At 70.2% G+C, this 17,666-nt stretch carries 16 protein-coding genes; 14 read left to right on the top strand and 2 right to left on the bottom strand.

From position 1 onward, the window contains the following. Positions 1-63 precede the first annotated feature (63 nt). From pyrH to gdhA, 5 genes are read left to right on the top strand one after another with little or no spacing between them, the layout of a single operon-like run. On the top strand, positions 64-798 hold the full coding sequence (pyrH, locus tag ACZK5D_RS08055; protein ID WP_458994260.1) for a UMP kinase: 735 nt from the start codon (positions 64-66) through the stop codon (positions 796-798). Between the two features lie 32 nt (positions 799-830). Continuing rightward, positions 831-1,385, top strand: a complete 555-nt coding sequence (gene frr, locus ACZK5D_RS08050; RefSeq protein ID WP_458996553.1) for a ribosome recycling factor — start codon at positions 831-833, stop codon at positions 1,383-1,385. Next, positions 1,385-2,242, top strand: coding sequence for a phosphatidate cytidylyltransferase (locus tag ACZK5D_RS08045; RefSeq protein WP_458994259.1), 858 nt, complete (start codon positions 1,385-1,387; stop codon positions 2,240-2,242). The genes frr and ACZK5D_RS08045 overlap by 1 nt, the downstream gene beginning before the upstream one ends. A gap of 26 nt (positions 2,243-2,268) precedes the next feature. Continuing rightward, on the top strand, positions 2,269-3,420 hold the full coding sequence (gene rlmN, locus ACZK5D_RS08040) for a dual-specificity RNA methyltransferase RlmN (RefSeq protein ID WP_458994258.1): 1,152 nt from the start codon (positions 2,269-2,271) through the stop codon (positions 3,418-3,420). A gap of 51 nt (positions 3,421-3,471) precedes the next feature. After that, positions 3,472-4,812, top strand: a complete 1,341-nt coding sequence (gdhA, locus tag ACZK5D_RS08035) for an NADP-specific glutamate dehydrogenase (RefSeq protein ID WP_458994257.1) — start codon at positions 3,472-3,474, stop codon at positions 4,810-4,812. 1 nt (position 4,813) lies between these two features. Here gdhA and ACZK5D_RS08030 read toward each other — a convergent pair whose 3' ends face one another. Beyond that, positions 4,814-5,506 (bottom strand): phosphotransferase, encoded by a 693-nt coding sequence (locus tag ACZK5D_RS08030; RefSeq protein WP_463664905.1) that lies wholly within the window; start codon positions 5,504-5,506, stop codon positions 4,814-4,816. A gap of 77 nt (positions 5,507-5,583) precedes the next feature. On the opposite strand from ACZK5D_RS08030, the gene dxr reads away from it, so the two are divergent. The 5 genes from dxr (at position 5,584) to ACZK5D_RS08005 (ending at position 11,993) form a co-directional block, all read left to right on the top strand. After that, positions 5,584-6,783, top strand: a complete 1,200-nt coding sequence (dxr, locus tag ACZK5D_RS08025; protein ID WP_463664904.1) for a 1-deoxy-D-xylulose-5-phosphate reductoisomerase — start codon at positions 5,584-5,586, stop codon at positions 6,781-6,783. Continuing rightward, the gene (locus ACZK5D_RS08020) at positions 6,780-8,063 is read left to right on the top strand and encodes a M50 family metallopeptidase (protein ID WP_463664903.1); all 1,284 of its coding nucleotides are present in this window, start codon (positions 6,780-6,782) and stop codon (positions 8,061-8,063) included. The genes dxr and ACZK5D_RS08020 overlap by 4 nt, the downstream gene beginning before the upstream one ends. A gap of 58 nt (positions 8,064-8,121) precedes the next feature. Then, positions 8,122-9,264, top strand: a complete 1,143-nt coding sequence (gene ispG / locus ACZK5D_RS08015; RefSeq protein WP_458994253.1) for a flavodoxin-dependent (E)-4-hydroxy-3-methylbut-2-enyl-diphosphate synthase — start codon at positions 8,122-8,124, stop codon at positions 9,262-9,264. 10 nt (positions 9,265-9,274) lie between these two features. Next, complete coding sequence (locus tag ACZK5D_RS08010; protein ID WP_463664902.1) at positions 9,275-10,111, top strand: GNAT family N-acetyltransferase; 837 nt, start codon at positions 9,275-9,277, stop codon at positions 10,109-10,111. A 112-nt stretch (positions 10,112-10,223) separates the two neighbouring features. After that, entirely contained in the window at positions 10,224-11,993 is a 1,770-nt protein-coding gene (locus ACZK5D_RS08005; protein WP_463664901.1) for a proline--tRNA ligase, read from the top strand. A 3-nt stretch (positions 11,994-11,996) separates the two neighbouring features. Here the strand turns inward: ACZK5D_RS08005 and ACZK5D_RS08000 are convergent, their stop codons facing one another. Further along, on the bottom strand, positions 11,997-12,929 hold the full coding sequence (locus ACZK5D_RS08000) for a hypothetical protein (RefSeq protein WP_463664900.1): 933 nt from the start codon (positions 12,927-12,929) through the stop codon (positions 11,997-11,999). 64 nt (positions 12,930-12,993) lie between these two features. On the opposite strand from ACZK5D_RS08000, the gene rimP reads away from it, so the two are divergent. From rimP to ACZK5D_RS07980, 4 genes are all read left to right on the top strand, one after another. Beyond that, entirely contained in the window at positions 12,994-13,482 is a 489-nt protein-coding gene (gene rimP / locus ACZK5D_RS07995; protein ID WP_463664899.1) for a ribosome maturation factor RimP, read from the top strand. Beyond that, a complete protein-coding gene (gene nusA / locus ACZK5D_RS07990) occupies positions 13,482-14,450 on the top strand; it encodes a transcription termination factor NusA (protein WP_458994248.1) in 969 nt (322 codons plus the stop codon). The genes rimP and nusA overlap by 1 nt, the downstream gene beginning before the upstream one ends. A 36-nt stretch (positions 14,451-14,486) precedes the next feature. Then, a complete protein-coding gene (locus tag ACZK5D_RS07985; RefSeq protein ID WP_463664898.1) occupies positions 14,487-16,355 on the top strand; it encodes an LTA synthase family protein in 1,869 nt (622 codons plus the stop codon). A gap of 93 nt (positions 16,356-16,448) precedes the next feature. After that, positions 16,449-17,576 (top strand): resuscitation-promoting factor, encoded by a 1,128-nt coding sequence (locus tag ACZK5D_RS07980; RefSeq protein ID WP_463664897.1) that lies wholly within the window; start codon positions 16,449-16,451, stop codon positions 17,574-17,576. The last annotated feature ends 90 nt before the right edge of the window (positions 17,577-17,666 follow it).

The following is a 17,666-nucleotide window of genomic DNA, read 5'->3' as shown; positions in this document are numbered from 1 at the left end:
TAGGAGGGGGGGGGAGGGGGTATACTCTTGGCTTCTGGTATCTCCTCCTCCCACGTCCATGAGGTGACCCAGCCAGAACGAGGAGGCCCAGTGGCTTATCGGCGAGTCCTGTTGAAGCTGTCCGGGGAGGTGTTCGGCGGCGGCAAGCTCGGGGTGGACCCCGTTGTGGTGGCCAACATCGCTGAGGAGATCGCGGCCGTCGTCCGCTCGGGAACGCAGGTGGCGGTGGTGGTCGGCGGCGGCAACTACTTCCGCGGCGCCGAGTTGTCGCAGAACGGGATGGCGCGGGACCGCGCGGACTACATGGGCATGCTGGGCACCGTGATGAACAGCATCGCGCTGCAGGACTTCTGCGAGAAGGCCGGTATCGAGACCCGCGTCCAGTCGGCCATCAGCATGGCCCAGGTCGCGGAGCCGTACATCCCCCGCAGGGCCGAGCGCCATCTGGAGAAGGGCCGTCTCGTCATCTTCGGGGCCGGCTCCGGCATGCCGTACTTCTCGACCGACACCGTCGCCGCGCAGCGGGCCCTGGAGATCGGGGCCGAGGTGCTGCTCATGGGGAAGCAGGGCGTCGACGGCGTCTACAACAAGGACCCCAAGACCCACCCCGACGCCACCAAGTTCGAGCGCCTGTCCTACGACCAGTTCCTCACCGAGGACCTGAAGGTCGCGGATGCCACGGCCATCTCCCTGGCGAGGGACAACAACCTCAGCATCGTCTTCTTCAACCTCTCCACCCCGGGCAACATCGGCCGAGTCGTCGCCGGTGAGCCGATCGGGACCCTGGTCTCGCGTTAGTCCACCCCAGTCACCCTCAGGAGTCATCCATGATCGCCGAAACCCAGAACGAAGCCTCCACGAAGATGCAGCACGCCGTGGACCACGCCCGCGAGGACATGGCCACCATCCGCACCGGGCGCGCGCATCCGGCGATGTTCAACAAGATCACCGCGGACTACTACGGCGCGCCCACCCCGCTGCAGCAACTGGCCACGTTCACGTCCCCGGATCCGCGTTCGATGGTGATCACGCCCTTCGACAGGAGCGCCATCGGTGCCATCGAGAAGGCCATCCGCGACGCCGACCTCGGGGTGAACCCCAGCAACGACGGCAACTCGGTGCGCATCCTGGTCCCGCAGCTGACGGAGGAGCGCCGCAAGGAGTACATCAAGATGGCCAAGGCCAAGGCCGAGGATGCCCGCGTCGCCGTGCGCAACGTCCGTCGCCACTCCATGGACCACCTCAAGAAGGCGCAGAAGGACGGCGAGATCAGCGAGGATGACCTGAGCCGCGCCGAGAAGGCCCTCGACGCCACGACGAAGAAGTACGTCGAGAGCATCGACGAGCTGTTCAAGCACAAGGAAGCCGAGCTCCTCGAGGTCTGATGGCTCAGAGCACGAACGCGACGCCGACCCCGAAGGCCGGCCGGGACCTCCCGGCGGCCATCGGGGTCGGCGTCGCGTTGTTCGTGGTGCTCGCCTTCGGACTCGTCTGGGCGCCGTGGCTGTTCATCGTGCTCGTCGCCCTGGGCCTGTGCCTGGCCGCGGTCGAGGTGCATCGCGCGCTGCTGCTCAAGGGCATGCGCTCGGAGATCGGGTTCATCGTGGCGGGCACCGCCGTCAGCGTCGTCGGCGGGTACGTGGCCGCGCTCGTCGACATGCGGGTCACGCCCACGTCGTTCGTGATCATCTGCCTCGGGGCCACCACCATCGTCGCGCTGGCGTCCAGGCTCTTCCGCGGCGCCGAGGGTTTCATCCGCGACGTCGCGGCCAGCGCGCTGGTGATCGCCTACATCCCCCTGCTCGGCATGTTCGTTCCCCTGCTGATGGGCGCGGACAAGGGCCAGCTCCGCATCCTCACCGTCATCGTCTGCGTGGTGGCCTCCGACACCGGCGCCTACGCCGTCGGATCGCTGCTGGGGCGTCACAAGCTGGCCCCCCACATCAGCCCCGGCAAGACGTGGGAGGGCCTGGCCGGGGGAGTCGCGGTGACCACCGTCGTCGCCGTGCTGGCCTCCGTCTACCTGCTCGACGCGCCGTGGTGGGTGGGCATCCCGCTCGGCATCCTCGTCAGCCTGGCCGCCACGGTCGGGGACCTCGTGGAGTCCCTGCTCAAGCGCGACGCGGGCATCAAGGACATGTCCAACTTCCTACCCGGCCACGGCGGCGTGATGGATCGGCTCGATTCCATGCTGGTGGCGTTCCCGATGGGGTGGCTCGTGCTGCACCTGGCCCTCGGCTGACCCCTCCCGCACACGAAGGAAGACCCATGACCGGTACTCAGCTACCCATCGTCTTCGACGCTCCCGCCAGGGGCAAGGCGCCGCGCCACTGGCTCGACCTCACCGTCGACGAGCGCGTCGACGCCACCCACCGGCTCGGCCTGCCGAAGTTCCGCGCGAACCAGATCTCGCGGCACCTCTTCGACCGCCTGGAGGACGACGTCGCCGGCTTCTCGGACATCCCGGCGTCCATCAGGGAGGACCTGGGGGCCCAGCTGTTCCCCAGGCTGCTGGAGCAGGTGACTCAGCGCACGGCCGACAAGGGGGCGACCGTGAAGACCCTGTGGCGTCTGCACGACGGGTCCCTCCTCGAGTCCGTCCTCATGCGCTACCCGGGGCGCTCCACCCTGTGCATCTCCTCGCAGGCCGGCTGCGGCATGGCCTGCCCCTTCTGCGCCACCGGCCAGGGAGGGCTCCAGCGCAACCTCAGCCAGGCCGAGATCACGGTGCAGGCGCTTGCCGCCAACCAGATGCTCGCCTCCGGCGCGGTCCCCGGCGCGACGGGGCGGCTCAACAACATCGTGTTCATGGGCATGGGTGAGCCGATGGCCAACTACAAGGCCGTCCTCGGATCCATCCGGACCCTGCTCGCCCCCAGCCCGGACGGGTTCGGGATGAGCGCGCGGGGCATCACCGTGTCCACCGTGGGTCTGGTGCCGAAGATCCAGCAGCTCACCACGGAGGGCCTGCCCGTGACGCTGGCCGTGTCCCTGCACGCCCCGGACGACGAGCTGCGGGACGAGATCGTCCCGATCAACACCCGCTGGAAGGTGGCCGAGGTCGTCGACGCCGCCTGGGAGTACGCGCGCACCACGAAGCGCCGGGTGTCCATCGAGTACGCCCTCATGCGCGACATCAACGACCAGAAGGAGCGGGCGGAGCTCCTGGCCACCGTCCTGAAGAAGCGCGGCGACTGGGGCTGGGTGCACGTCAACCTGATCCCGCTGAACCCCACGCCCGGCTCGAAGTGGACGGCGTCGCGCAAGGAGGACGAGCGCGTCTTCATCCAGACCCTGGAGCGGCGCGGCGTGCCCGTGACGCTCCGCGACACCCGCGGCTCCGAGATCGACGGCGCCTGCGGCCAGCTGGCCGCGAGCGTCGGCGACGGGGAAGTGCGGACTGCTGTGAGCAAGGCGTAACGGGCTCGTTACACTCAGTGCTCCAAGCATCGCAAGCGCGAAGGAGTACCGATGGAGCAGCAACTGGAACGCGTCTTCCAGGCAGTCGTGGCCCGCAACCCCGGGGAGGCCGAGTTCCACCAGGCCGTCCGTGAGGTATTCGAGAGCCTCGAGCCCGTGGTCAAGCGCCATCCGGAATACATCGCCTCCAAGGTCCTGGAGCGCATCTGCGAGCCGGAGCGCCAGATCATCTTCCGCGTGCCGTGGATGGACGACAAGGGCGAGGTCCAGGTCAACCGCGGGTTCCGGGTCGAGTTCAACTCCGCGCTCGGCCCCTACAAGGGCGGCCTCCGGTTCCATCCCAGCGTCTACCTCGGCGTGATCAAGTTCCTCGGCTTCGAGCAGATCTTCAAGAACTCGCTCACCGGCCTGCCCATCGGCGGCGGCAAGGGCGGCTCCGACTTCGACCCGCGCGGCAAGTCCGACGCCGAGGTCATGCGGTTCTGCCAGTCCTTCATGACCGAGCTGTACCGCCACCTCGGCGAGTACACCGACGTCCCGGCCGGCGACATCGGCGTCGGTGGCCGCGAGATCGGCTACATGTTCGGGCAGTACAAGCGGATCACCAACCGCTACGAGTCCGGCGTCCTCACCGGCAAGGGCATCGCGTGGGGCGGTTCGCTGGTGCGCACCGAGGCCACCGGTTACGGCACCGTGGTGTTCGCCGACGAGATGCTCAAGACCCGCGGCCAGTCGTTCGACGGCAAGAAGGTCAGCGTGTCGGGCTCCGGCAACGTGGCCATCTACGCCATCGAGAAGGTCCACCAGCTCGGGGGCAGGGTCATCACCTTCTCCGACTCGGGTGGCTACGTCGTCGACGAGGCAGGCGTGGACCTTGACCTGCTCAAGCAGGTCAAGGAGGTTGAGCGCGGGCGCGTCAGCGACTACGCCGAGCGCCGCCCGTCCGCCAGCTACCACTCCAACGGCAGTTCCATCTGGGACGTGCCGGTGGACGTCGCCCTGCCGTCGGCCACGCAGAACGAACTCAACGGCGACCACGCCGCGACGCTCGTCCGCAACGGCGTCATCGCCGTCGCCGAGGGCGCCAACATGCCCACCACCCCTGAGGGCATCAAGGTGTTCCAGGAGGCGAGGATCCTCTACGGGCCCGGCAAGGCGGCCAACGCCGGCGGCGTGGCCACCTCCGCGCTGGAGATGCAGCAGAACGCGTCGCGTGACTCCTGGAGCTTCGAGTACACCGAGGAGCGGCTGACCTCCATCATGCGCAACATCCACGACATGTGCGCCGAGACGGCGGAGTCCTACGGCGCGCCGGGCGACTACGTGCTCGGCGCCAACATCGCGGGCTTCGAGAAGGTCGCGGCCGCGATGCAGGCGTTCGGGCTGGTCTGAGTCAGGGGCTGCCCCACAGGGTGCGATAGCGCCGGATCCGCTCAGGGTCCGGCGCTTCGCCGTATCCCGCCCAGAACGCGTCCTCGTGGCCTGGGCCGAAGTTCCACTCCAGGGACCAGGAGGCGATCGCCAGGTCCGCCCACCTGTCGGCCACGCCGAGGTCACCGACGTCGACGATGCCGACGAAGCCGCCGTCGTCGTCGATCAGGGTGTTCGGCGCGCACGCGTCGCCGTGCGCGACCACCAGGACGTCCACGTCCTCCTGGACCCCGATCCACTCCGCCGGACCGAAGGGGCAGTCGGTGGGGTCGAGGCTGTGGAGCCGCGCGAGCCCCTCGCCCACGGCCGCGGCCGCCAGGTCCGGGTGCGCCTGGCCGAGATGCCCGACCGCGGAGGCGCCGGGCATCCCCATGGTGACGATCAACCAGCCGTCGTCGAGCTCCTCGTAGTCCACCATTCGCGGCGACGGGAACCGGCTGGCCAGCCAGGACAGCTTCTCGGCCTCCGGCAGGAGGTCGTGCGGGCTCCACTTGGCGTACAGCGGGGCGCTGTCCGGGCCGACGATGCGGGCGGTGAGCCCGCCGAGCTCGTTGAGCCACACCAGCTCGTCGACCCGGCGGCGGTTCTCCGCGGCCCATCTCGTGATCGCGAACGGCACAGGCGTTCCGGCTGGGGGAGGGGCGGCAAGAGGCATGCACCGATCTTGGCACGGTCGCGGGGCCGCTCCCCGCGTGCCCGGGCCGGGGGGCGCCGGCGACATAGACTGGGCCGGTGCGCACAATCGTCCTGCTCGGCTCCACCGGATCGATCGGTACCCAGACCCTCGACGTGATCGCCGGCAGGAGGGACAGGTTCCGCGTCGTCGGGCTGTCCGCCTCCGGCGGGAACCTGGAGCTGCTCGCCCGCCAGATCGTCGAGTTCGAACCGGAGACGGTGGCCCTGGCCAAGGCGAGCGCGGCCCAGGAGCTGCAACGCGCCCTCTACGCGGAGGCGGACCGCCGCGGCTGGAGCACCGGTCAGTACCAGCTTCCCCGCCTCCTCCTCGGTCCCGAGGCGTCCACCCAGCTCGCCGGGAGCGGCGCGGACGTGGTGGTCAACGCCATCACCGGCGCCGCCGGCCTCGGCCCCACGCTGGCGGCCCTCGCGGCCGGCAGCACCCTCGCCCTGGCCAACAAGGAGTCGCTGGTCATCGGTGGACGGCTCGTCACGCAGGCGGCGGCGCCCGGCCAGATCGTCGCCGTGGACTCGGAGCACTCCGCGTTCGCGCAGGCCCTCCGGTGCGGCAGGAACGACGAGGTCCGCCGGCTCATCCTCACCGCCTCCGGGGGGCCCTTCCGCGGCCGGTCGGCCCGCGAGCTCGCGGACGTCACCCCGCAGCAGGCGATGGCCCATCCCACGTGGGACATGGGGCGCGTGATCACCATCAACTCGGCCACCCTGGTCAACAAGGGCCTCGAGCTCATCGAGGCGGCGCTGCTCTACGGCGTGGACTTCGACGACATCGTCGTCACGGTGCACCCCCAGTCGGTGGTCCACTCGATGGTGGAGTTCCACGACGGCTCCACCATCGCCCAGGCGTCGCCGCCGGACATGCGCCTCCCGATCGGGATCGCCCTGACGTGGCCCGAACGGCTGGCCGACGCGGCCGCGCCGTGTGACTGGAGCACCGCGGCCACCTGGACCTTCGAGCCGCTCGACGACGAGACGTTCCCCGCCGTCGAGCTCGCCCGCCGGGCCGGCCAGGCGGCCGGCACCGCCCCGGCGGTCTACAACGCCGCCAACGAGGCGTGCGTGGACGCCTTCTGCGCGGGCACGATCGGCTTCCTCGACATCACCCGCATCGTCGCGGCATGCGTCGACGAGCACCTTGCCCAGGGGCACGTCCCCGACGCGGACCTCACCGTTGACGCCGTCCTCGCCGCCGACGCGTGGGGACGGGCCCGGGCGGCCGGGTTGGCGGCCGCAGGATGACCGTGCTCGTCACCGTCGTCTTCGCGGTGCTGTTCTTCGCGCTGATCATGGCCTCGATCGCGCTGCACGAGGTGGGCCACCTGGTGCCGGCCAAGCTCTTCGGGGTGCGCGTCAGCAAGTACTTCGTCGGCTTCGGCAAGACCCTGTGGTCCACCACCCGAGGGGAGACGGAGTACGGCATCAAGGCCATCCCCCTGGGCGGCTACGTCCGGCTCATGGGCATGTACCCGCCCAGGCGCCCGTCCGCCCGGCAGGGGTGGCTCACCCGCATGGCCGACGACGCCCGCGCCGTCGAGTACGAAGACATCACCGCTGCGGACAGCGGCCGCCTCCTCTATGAGAAGAAGACCTGGCAGAAGATCGTGGTCATGCTCGGCGGGCCGTTCATGAACCTCCTCATCGCCTTCCTCATCTTCCTCGGCATCAACCTGGCCTATGGCGTGCCCACCGCCACCCTGACCGTGGCGAACGTCTCCGAGTGCGCGGTGCCCGCGGACCGGGCGGATCAGACCTGTCGCACCGGAGACCCGGCCACGCCCGCGGCGCAGGCCGGCGTGCAGCCGGGAGACGTCCTGGTCTCCTTCAACGGGGTGGAGCTCACGGGTTGGGAACAGATGGGCGACCTCATCCGCGCCAACCGCGACGGGGCCGCCGTCGTCGTCGTCGAGCGCTCGGGCGCCCTGGTGACGCTGCCCCAGGTCAACACCGTGCTCAACTTCGTGCCGGACCGGCTCGACCCCACTCGCACCGTCGAGGCGGGGTTCTTCGGCGTCTCGCCCACCATCGAGCAGCGGCGCGGCGGGGTCGTCCAGACGGCCGAACAGATGTGGACCATGACCAAGCAGTCCGTCGTCGCGCTGGCCAGCTTCCCGGTGCGGGTCTGGAACGTCGCCGCCGACCTCGTGACCGGCCAGCCCCGGGACATCAACTCGCCGATCAGCATCGTCGGCGCCTCCCGCGTCGCGGGAGAGATCGGGGCCAGCACCGAGCTCGACGTGCCCGCCAAGGCCGCCACGTGGCTGTCGCTGCTGGGCTCGGTCAACCTCTTCGTGGCCCTGCTCAACCTCGTGCCGCTGCCGCCGCTGGACGGCGGGCACGTGGCGGCAGCGATCTGGGAGTGGGTGCGCAGGCAGGGTGCCCGGCTCCTCGGGCGCCCCGACCCTGGCTACGTCGACACGGCGAAGGTGCTGCCGGTCACCTACGTCGTCGGAGGGTTCCTCCTCCTGGGAGGCGTGGTGCTGATCCTTGCCGACATCATCTCGCCGATCAGCATCTTCTAGAGGCGCACCGGCCGCTGTCCGCAGCGTCCGCCGCACCGATGCGGGTAGGGTGGGCGCCATGTCCGTGAACCTCGGTATGCCCGCCGCGCCCGCCCCAGTGCTCGCCCCCCGTCGGCCCACGCGGCAGATCAGGGTGGGCAAGGTTCTCGTCGGTGGGGACGCGCCGGTCAGCGTCCAGTCGATGACCACCACCAAGACCACCGACATCAACGCCACGCTCCAGCAGATCGCCGAGCTGACCGCCACCGGGTGCGACATCGTCCGGGTCGCGGTGCCCAGCCAGGACGACGCGGAGGCGCTGCCGATCATCGCGAAGAAGTCGCAGATCCCGGTCATCGCGGACATCCACTTCCAGCCCCGCTACGTGTTCGCCGCCATCGACGCCGGCTGCGCCGCGGTCCGGGTGAACCCGGGCAACATCAAGCAGTTCGACGACAAGGTGGCCGAGATTGCCAAGGCCGCCTCGGACGCCGGCGTCTCGCTGCGCATCGGCGTCAACGCCGGCTCCCTGGACCGGCGCCTGCTCGCCAAGTACGGGGCGCCCACGCCCGAGGCGCTGGTCGAGTCGGCGCTGTGGGAGGCCTCGCTCTTCGAGGATGTGGGCTTCCACGACTTCAAGATCTCCGTCAAGCACAACGACCCGGTGGTCATGGTGCGGGCCTACGAGATGCTCTCGGAGAAGTGCGACTACCCGCTCCACCTCGGCGTCACCGAGGCCGGCCCCGCCTTCCAGGGCACCATCAAGTCCTCCGTCGCCTTCGGGTCCCTGCTGAGCCGCGGCATCGGCGACACCATCCGCGTCTCGCTCTCGGCCCCGCCCGCCGAGGAGGTCAAGGTGGGCCTGAAGATCCTCGAGTCGCTCAATCTGCGTCCCCGCAAGCTGGACATCGTCTCCTGCCCCTCCTGCGGGCGCGCCCAGGTGGACGTCTACACCCTGGCCGAGCAGGTCACCAAGGGCCTTGAAGGCATGCAGGCCCCGCTGCGCGTCGCCGTCATGGGCTGCGTGGTCAACGGGCCCGGCGAGGCGCGCGAGGCTGACCTCGGCGTGGCCTCCGGCAACGGCAAGGGCCAGATCTTCGTCAAGGGGGAGGTCATCAAGACCGTGCCGGAGGACGAGATCGTCGAGACGCTGATCATCGAGGCCCAGCGCCTCGCCGCCGAGATGGGCGAGATCGGCACGCCTGCGGTCTCCGTCTCCTAGGCTGACGCGCATGGCTTCCCGGGTGCGCGCGCTGACCGGCGCAGACCGGGACGAGGCACTCGGATTCCTGGCGCGGAGCCCGGTCGAGAACCTCTTCCTCGCCGCCAAGATCGCCACCTACGGCATCGACCGAAGGCGCCTGGGCAACGTGTTCGCCTTCGAGCGCGGCGGTGAGATCGTCTCGCTCATGCTCGACGGCGGCACGGTCTTCGTGGCGGGTTTCGATCCCGGGGCGCTGCCGGCCTTCGTGGGCCAGCTCGGGCCCGTGCGCCGCTGCACCTCCATCCTGGGGCCCGCCATCTCCGTCCTGGGCCTCCATCTCGGCCTCACCGAGCGCTGGCCCGCCACCTGGTCGGGGGTGAGCAACATCAGGCGCCGCCAGCCGCTGATGCTGCTGGAGCGCCCGCCGGTCATCGCGCCGGACCCTCGGGTGCGCCGGTTGACGGCCGACGACTACCCCAGCTACCTGGACGCCTCGGTGCACATGTACACCGACGAGATCGGCAGTTCGCCCTTCAAGTACGGCACCGGGTACGAGCGTTTCGTGATGCAGAGGCTCGTCGACGGCGACGCCTTCGGCGTCGTCGACGACCACGGCAAGGTGATCTTCAAGGCGGACCTCGGCCCGAGGCTGGGAGACCAGGCCCAGCTGCAGGGGGTGTGGGTGGACCCGGCGCTTCGCGGTCAGGGCATCAGCGTGCCCGCGCTGTCGGGGATGCTCCGCCTCGCCATGCAGCGCTACCCGCGGATCAGCCTCTACGTCAACGACTTCAACGCCCCCGCCATCAGGGCCTACGAGCGGCTCGGGTTCGTCGACGTCGGAGCCCTGGCCACGGTCCACTTCTAGACCCGCGCGCCACCACGTCAGGTCGGGCAGTCCTCTCCGGTCACCGCCCTGATCAGCACTTCCCCGCAGTGGTACTAGGCTGACCCCGGTCATCCCGAGAAAGGCGCCACCCATGCTCACTCGCCTGTCGAGCCTCTTCGTCCGCACCCTCCGCGACGATCCAGCCGACGCTGAGGTCCCGAGCCACCGGTGGCTCGTGCGCGCGGGCTACATCCGACGCGCCGCCCCCGGGGTCTACTCCTGGCTGCCGCTCGGGCTGAAGGTCCTGCAGAAGGTGGAGGCCGTGGTCCGCGAGGAGATGGACGCCATCGGCGCCCAGGAGGTCCGGTTCCCGGCCCTCCTCCCGCGCGAGCCCTACGAGCAGACCGGGCGGTGGGCGGACTACGGGGACAACCTGTTCCGCCTGCAGGACCGCAAGGGTGCCGACATGCTCCTCGGCCCCACCCACGAGGAAATGTTCACGCTCCTGGTCAAGGACCTCTACAGCTCCTACAAGGACCTGCCCCTCTCGCTCTACCAGATCCAGACCAAGTACCGCGACGAGGCCCGTCCCCGCGCCGGGCTGCTGCGCGGGCGCGAGTTCGTGATGAAGGACTCGTACTCCTTCGACGTGGACGACGCCGGCCTTGAGGCCAGCTACCAGCTGCACCGCCGCGCGTACCAGCGCATCTTCGAGCGCCTCGGGCTGGAGTTCGTCATCGTCTCCGCCATGGCCGGCGCCATGGGCGGATCCCGCTCCGAGGAGTTCCTCGCCGTCGCCGCCAACGGCGAGGACACGTTCGTGCGGTCGCCGGCGGGCTACGCGGCAAACGTGGAGGCCGTCCGCGTCGCCCCGCCCGCCGAACTGCCGCTGGAGGAGGCGCCGGCGATGCGCATCGTCGAGACCCCGGACGCCGGCACGATCGCGGCGGTGGTGGGGATCCTCAACCGTGACCTGCCGGAGCGTGAGTGGACCGGGGCGGACACGCTGAAGAACGTGCTGTTCTCCGTCACGGGCGCCGACGGGAAGACGCGGGCGCTCGCCGTCGGGCTCCCCGGCGACCGGGAGGTGGACGTCAAGCGGCTCGCCGCGGCGCTGGAGCCGGCCACCGCCGAGCCGTTCGGTCCCGAGGACTTCGCCCGCTACCCGGACCTCGTGGTGGGCTACATCTCCCCGGTCTCGCTGGACGGGACCCGCGTCCTGGGCGCCGGATCCGCCACCGGCATCGAGTACCTCGTGGACCCGCGAGTGGTCTCCGGCACGTCGTGGGCCACGGGCGCCAACGAGAAGGACCGGCACCTGGTGGGCGTCACCGCCGGCCGCGACTTCGTCGCCGACGGCGTCATCGACGTCGCGGACGTGCGCGAGGGGGACCCAGCCCCGGACGGCTCCGGCCCGCTCACGCTGGCCCGAGGCATCGAGATGGGCCACATCTTCCAACTCGGCCGCAAGTACGCGGAGGCGCTGGGGCTGAAGGTGCTCGACTCGAACGGCAAGCTGGTCACCGTCACGATGGGCTCCTACGGCGTGGGAGTGTCCCGCGCCGTGGCGGCGGTGGCGGAGGCCACCTGCGACGACAAGGGTCTCTGCTGGCCCATCGGCCTGGCGCCGTACCAGGTGCAGCTTCTGGCCACGGGCAAGGACGCGGCGGTCTTCGCCGAGGCCGAGCGCATCGCCGGCGAGCTGTCGGGCCGCGGACTGGACGTGCTCTACGACGACCGGAAGGCCAGCCCCGGGGTGAAGTTCGCCGACTCCGAGGTGATGGGCATGCCCCTCATCGTCGTGGTGGGCCGAGGGCTCGCCGACGGCGTGGTCGAGCTGCGCGACCGCCGCACGGGGGACAGGCGCGAGATCCCGGTGGCGGAGATCGTCGACCAGGTGCTGGCGGCCGCTCGGGGCTGAGGCTCAGGCCCACCCGGGCCAGCGCGTCAGGGGCTGGCCCACTGCCGCGACATCGTCGGTCTGCGCGATCATCAGATCCAGCCAACGCTCCACCCTCGGCCCACCGGCCGCGACCACCCTTCCGAGCCCTTCGAGCACGGAGACCTCCAGCCCGCCCCAGCCGGCCCGGATCTCCTCGCTGGTGCTCATCGGGGTGGGCAGGTCGAACGCGGCGGGCTGAGTGGGGGGCCTGCCCGGGAGGGCGTCGCGCAGCTCGTTGCGGAGCTCCTTCGCGGCGGCGAGCCTGGCGGCGCCGAGGGCGGCCAGCGGGTCGTCGTCGTCCAGGCGGCCCAGGCCGACGCCGAGCCCGTAGATGAGCGCCCACACGTGGCTCAACGCGATGGGCAGGGACGCCGCCACCGTGGTGCCCTGGAAGTGGCGGGGGAAGCTGTCGCCCTCCACCGACGGCGTCGCGACGGCGGCCAGCGAGCGGGCGGTGCACGCCGCCGATGCCAGGAGGAGGCGCAGCGGTTGCCCCTGGGCGGCCAGCGCGGCCCCGCGCAGGGCCGCCTCAGCGGCCGCTGAGGCGGCTGCGATGGAGGCCTCCGCGTCGGCGAACGAGCCTGGGGTCGACGGCGGGGGAGCCTCCTCCTGGAAGGCGGGCTCGCCGCCGGCCACCGGGTCCACGGCCCGCAGCCGCTCCAGGATCCCGCCCATGGCGGCGCCGCCCGCGTCGGCCCAGGCTGGATAGCCGCCCGGCGCGTCGGCGGCCGAACGCGCCGCCTCGATCTCTCCGGCGAGCCCGGCCACCGAGACGGCCGCCAGCGCCACCTCCGGGGCCTGGGTGGGCTCGGGGGCCGGCTCCGGCGCCGGGGGCATGGACCCCGAGATCGTCGGGTCCAGCCCGCACCCCGTGAGGGCCAGGGCCAGCAGCACCGCCCGCCTGCCACAGTTCATGCATTTCACCCTATCGGTATGCTTGGCCTTCACAATTGGGCCAACAACCGGATAGGGAGCCGAAATGCAGCAGGACACGCTCGCGGCGGTCATCGAACCGATCCTCGCGCGGCACGGGCTGGAGCTCGACAGCATGGAGGTCACACCCATCGGCAAACGCTCGGTGCTGCGCATCGCGGTGGACGGGGACGGCCCCACCGGCCACGGTCCGCTGCTGGACGACATCGCCAGGGCCTCGTCGGCCCTGTCTGCGGCGTTGGACGAGAGCGACGCCGTCGGCGACCGCCCCTACACACTGGAGGTGAGCTCCCGGGGGGTAAGCACGCCGCTCACGGCGGTCAGGCACTACCGGCGCAACAGGGGCCGGCTGGTGAGGCTGTGGCTCGCCGAGGGCGGCGAGACCACCGGGCGCATCGTGGAGGTCGACGACGAGGCCGTGACCCTGGACGTCGACGGCACCCCCACCACCGTCGCGCTCAGCGGCATCAGGAAGGCTGTCGTCCAGGTGGAGCTCAACCGCTCCCTTGACGACGAGGATGGAGAGGATCAGTGATGGACGTCGATCTGGCAGCGCTGCGCGCAATCGAGCGGGACAAGGACATCTCCGAGGAGTACCTCATCAAGACCCTCGAGGACGCGTTGCTCAACGCGTACAACAAGACGCCCCACGCGCTGCGCGGCGTCAAGGTCGAGGTCAACCGGAAGACCGGCAAGGTCAGCGTGCTGGCGCCCGAGTTCAACGACGACGACGAGGTCATCGGCTACTTCGACGACACCCCGGACGACTTCGGCCGGATCGCGGCGGCGACAGCCCGTCAGGTCATCTTCCAGCGGATCCGCGAGGCCGAGGACGACCAGAAGTTCGGCCACTTCTCCGGCACCGAGGGCGACATCATCGTCGGCACCATCCAGCAGGACCGCGACACCCGCGCGGTGCGGGTGGATCTCGGCACGCTCGAGGCCATGATGCCGCTGGCCGAGCAGGTGCCGGGGGAGGACTACTCCCACGGGCGTCGCCTGAGGGTCTACGTGGTGGCGGTCCGCCGCGAGCTGCGCGGCCCGCAGGTCATCGTGTCGCGCACGCACCCCAACCTGGTGAAGAAGCTGTTCGCGCTCGAGGTGCCGGAGCTGGGCCAGGGCATCGTCGAGATCATGGAGATCGCCAGGGAGGCGGGCCACCGCACGAAGATCGCGGTGCGCTCCAACCATGCCGACGTCTCGGCCAAGGGCGCGTTCATCGGTCCGATGGGCCAGCGGGTGCGCGCCGTGACCAACGAGCTCGGAGACGAGAAGATCGACATCGTCGACTGGTCGGAGGACCCGACGAAGTTCGTCGCGGCGGCGCTCTCGCCGGCGAAGGTGCTGTCGGTGACCGTGGTGGACCAGGGGGCCCGGGCCTGTCGGGCCATCGTGCCGGACTATCAGCTGTCGCTGGCCATCGGCCGTGAGGGCCAGAACGCGCGCCTCGCGGCCAGGCTCACCGGCTGGCGGATCGACATCCAGCCGGACACCGCCGGATAACCGTCATTCGGCCGGATAACGTAGCATGTCCGGACGATGCCTGTTCACACTTCGTTCGCTTCACGTTTACTGAAGCCCCGCCACAAGTGGGGTCGCCTTGTCGTCCTCCTGCTCCCGGTCGTCGTCATGGGCGTGCTGCTGAAGCTCGAACGCACGGCGAGGTACTTCCCCGAGGCGGGCCTCGGGGAGGTCGTCGCTCGGGTGTCCTCGGACGTCGCGTTCGGGGCGGCCTGGGTCCTGATGTGGGGGCTGTTGTGCGCCGTGGGCCCGTCCTGGTTCCGGGCGGGCGCGTTCTACCTGGCCCACCTCGGCACGCTGCTCCTCGGACTCTTCACGGTGGTGAGCCACGCGTACGTCATGCAGACCGGCAACCCCTTGACGGGGGAGCAGATCCTCTACGCGTGGCGCGGCCGCAGTGAGCTGGACGGACTGCTCGGCTCGCAGGTGAGCCCCCAGCTGGTGATGCTGTTCACCGTCGTCGGGGTGAGCACCTTCGTCGCGCCTCTCCTGCTGGGGCCCGTGGTGTCGCGGTTGATGCATCGTCGTCCCTCGCGGACGGTGCGGCGTCTGCTGATGGCGGCGGCCGCCGCGCTCCTCGTGGCGTCGGCGTGGAGCGCGCCCACCGTCTCGGCGGCCTTCGCCCTGGCGCCGCCCGTGCAGCTCGTCGTCTCGCCGATCAGGGAGGCGGGCGCCTACCCGGAGGAGCCCGACGTCGCGGCCGAGGACGTCGACAGCACCCGCCTCGTCCAGCGGGCGGACGCGGCCGGGCGCAACCTCGTGGTCATCGTGCTGGAGTCCCATCGCGCCACCTCGACGCTCCCGGAGACCAGCGAGCCCGTCACCCCGGTCCTCGACGCGCTGGCCGCGTCGAGCCTGACCCCCTCGCGCGGGTACACCGTGCTGCCCCACACGTCCAAGGCGATCACCGCGGTGCACTGCGGCGTCACGCCGCCGACGGACCACGAGAACTCGGAGGCGGATCCGGCCGGCCTGCCGATGCCGTGCCTGGCCGAGCTCCTCGGCGACAACGGGTACAAGACGGCGTTCTTCCAGTCGGCGACCGAGCACTTCGAGCGCAGGCGCAGCACCGTGGAGAACCTGGGCTTCGACTTCTTCCGCCCCGTCGACGCCATGCCGAAGGCCGGCTTCAACAAGTCGAACTACTTCGGCTACGAGGACGACATCATGCTCGGCCCGGAGCGCGACTGGATCGAGAGCACGGGCGGCCAGCCGTTCCTGCTCAGCATGCTCACCGTCACGGGCCACCACGACTACGCGCTCGAGGGCTACGAGCCGATCAGCTTCGTCGAGGATCCGCTGCTCAACGACTACCTCAACAGCATCCACTACCAGGACGCCTTCGTCGGCCGCGTGATCGACATGTTCAAGGAGCTCGGCCTCTACGAGGAGACCGTGTTCGTGGTGGTGGGGGACCACGGGGAGGGGTTCGGCGAGCACCGGATCTTCCAGCACGACAACACGATCTACGACGAGGGCATCCGGATCCCGTTCCTCATCCACGACCCGCTGCGCGCAGGTGAGCGGCTCGATGAGCCGGCCAACCAGCTGGCAGTCCTGCCCACCGCCGTCGACGCGCTCGGCTTCGACCTGGTCTCGGAGCACGCCTACCAGCCGTCGCTGTACAGCGGGCAGCCGCAGGGCCCGCTGGTGGCCACATGCCTCGCCAGGGGCAAGTGCACCGCCGTCGTCGACGGCGACATGAAGCTCATCCACCACTTCGGGGACCGCCGCGACGAGGTGTTCGACCTCGCGCAGGACCCGTACGAGCTGACGGATCTGGCCGCCTCGTCGGACCCCGTCTGGATGACCACCATGCGGGACCAGGCGCTGGCCTGGTACGTGGAGGCCGAGGCCCTGTACGAGGCCCATCGGGCCGGATCCTAGCCGCCTACTGAGAGAATCTCAGGATATTTTTGGTTTTTTCTCAACTCCCGGGTTAGCCTGATTCACGTACGCGTCTCAGTCTGAGGAGTTTTGTTGAAGGCGAAGAAGTTCTGGATCCCCGCCGTTGCCGGTGGCTGCGCTCTCGCGCTGGTCTCCGCTGCCGGCGTCGCGACCGCCCTGCACAAGAATGACGTCACGCTCGTGGTCGACGGAGTGTCGCGCACCATCGCGGTGCGCGAGGACACCGTCGCCGAGGTCCTGGAGCTGGAGAACATCTCCCTCGGCAAGCACGACGTCGTCCTTCCCGGCCCGGAGGCCGAGGTCAGCGACGACATGGAGATCAGCGTCGCCTACGGCCGCGAGTTCCAGGTCACGGTCGACGGCGAGGAGCGCACGGTGTGGACAACCGCCCGCACCGTCGGCGAGGCGCTGACCATGCTCAACCTGGGTGCCACCGACTCGAAGCTGTCGGCGTCCCGGTCCACCGCCATCGGCCGCCAGGGCCTGAGCCTGGACGTGGCCACCGCCAAGGACGTCACGCTGACGGTCGCCGGCGCGCCGCAGTCGCTGACCGTGGCGGGCACCGTCGCGGACGCCCTGGCCAAGGCCGGCGTCGCGCCGGACTCGGACGACAAGCTGACCCCCGCCGCCACCACGGTCCTCGAGGACGGTCTGGCCATCACGCTGGTCGACGTCGAGGTCAAGCAGGCCACGAAGGAGGCGGCCATCGCGTTCACCAAGTCGACGGTGAAGACCGCAGACCTGGACAAGGGCACCACCAAGGTCACCACCAAGGGCGTCGAGGGGCTCGCCCGTGAGACCTACACCGAGGTGTACGAGGACGGCGTCCTGGTGAGCTCGACCCTCGCGGAGCGGGTGGTGTCGCGGCAGCCCGTGGCCCAGGTGACCGCCGTGGGCACCAAGGTGACCGCCCCCGCGCCGTCCTCGTCGAGCTCGTCCGGCTCGTCCTCTGGCGGGGCCATCAACCTGGCCCGCGAGGCCATGTGGGTCCGGATCGCCGAGTGCGAGTCGGGCAACCGGTGGGACATCAACACCGGCAACGGCTACTACGGCGGCCTGCAGTTCAACCTCCAGACATGGCGCTCGGTCAACGGTCAGGACTTCGCGGCCTACCCGCACCAGGCCAGCCGCGCCGAGCAGATCACCGTGGCGAACCGGCTGTACGAGATCCGTGGCACCCAGCCCTGGAGCTGCGCCTGATCGCGCAGCCCGTCCATGGACGACGCAGTGGGCCGGTGGCGTCGGCCCCAGGCCAACTCGCGTCCGGGGAAAGATGGGGAAAGGAGATGG

The organism is Tessaracoccus yangjingae, from assembly GCF_055326235.1.
Note: the sequence above shows the minus strand (reverse complement) of the source record. Positions and strands in the feature narration are given on the sequence as shown.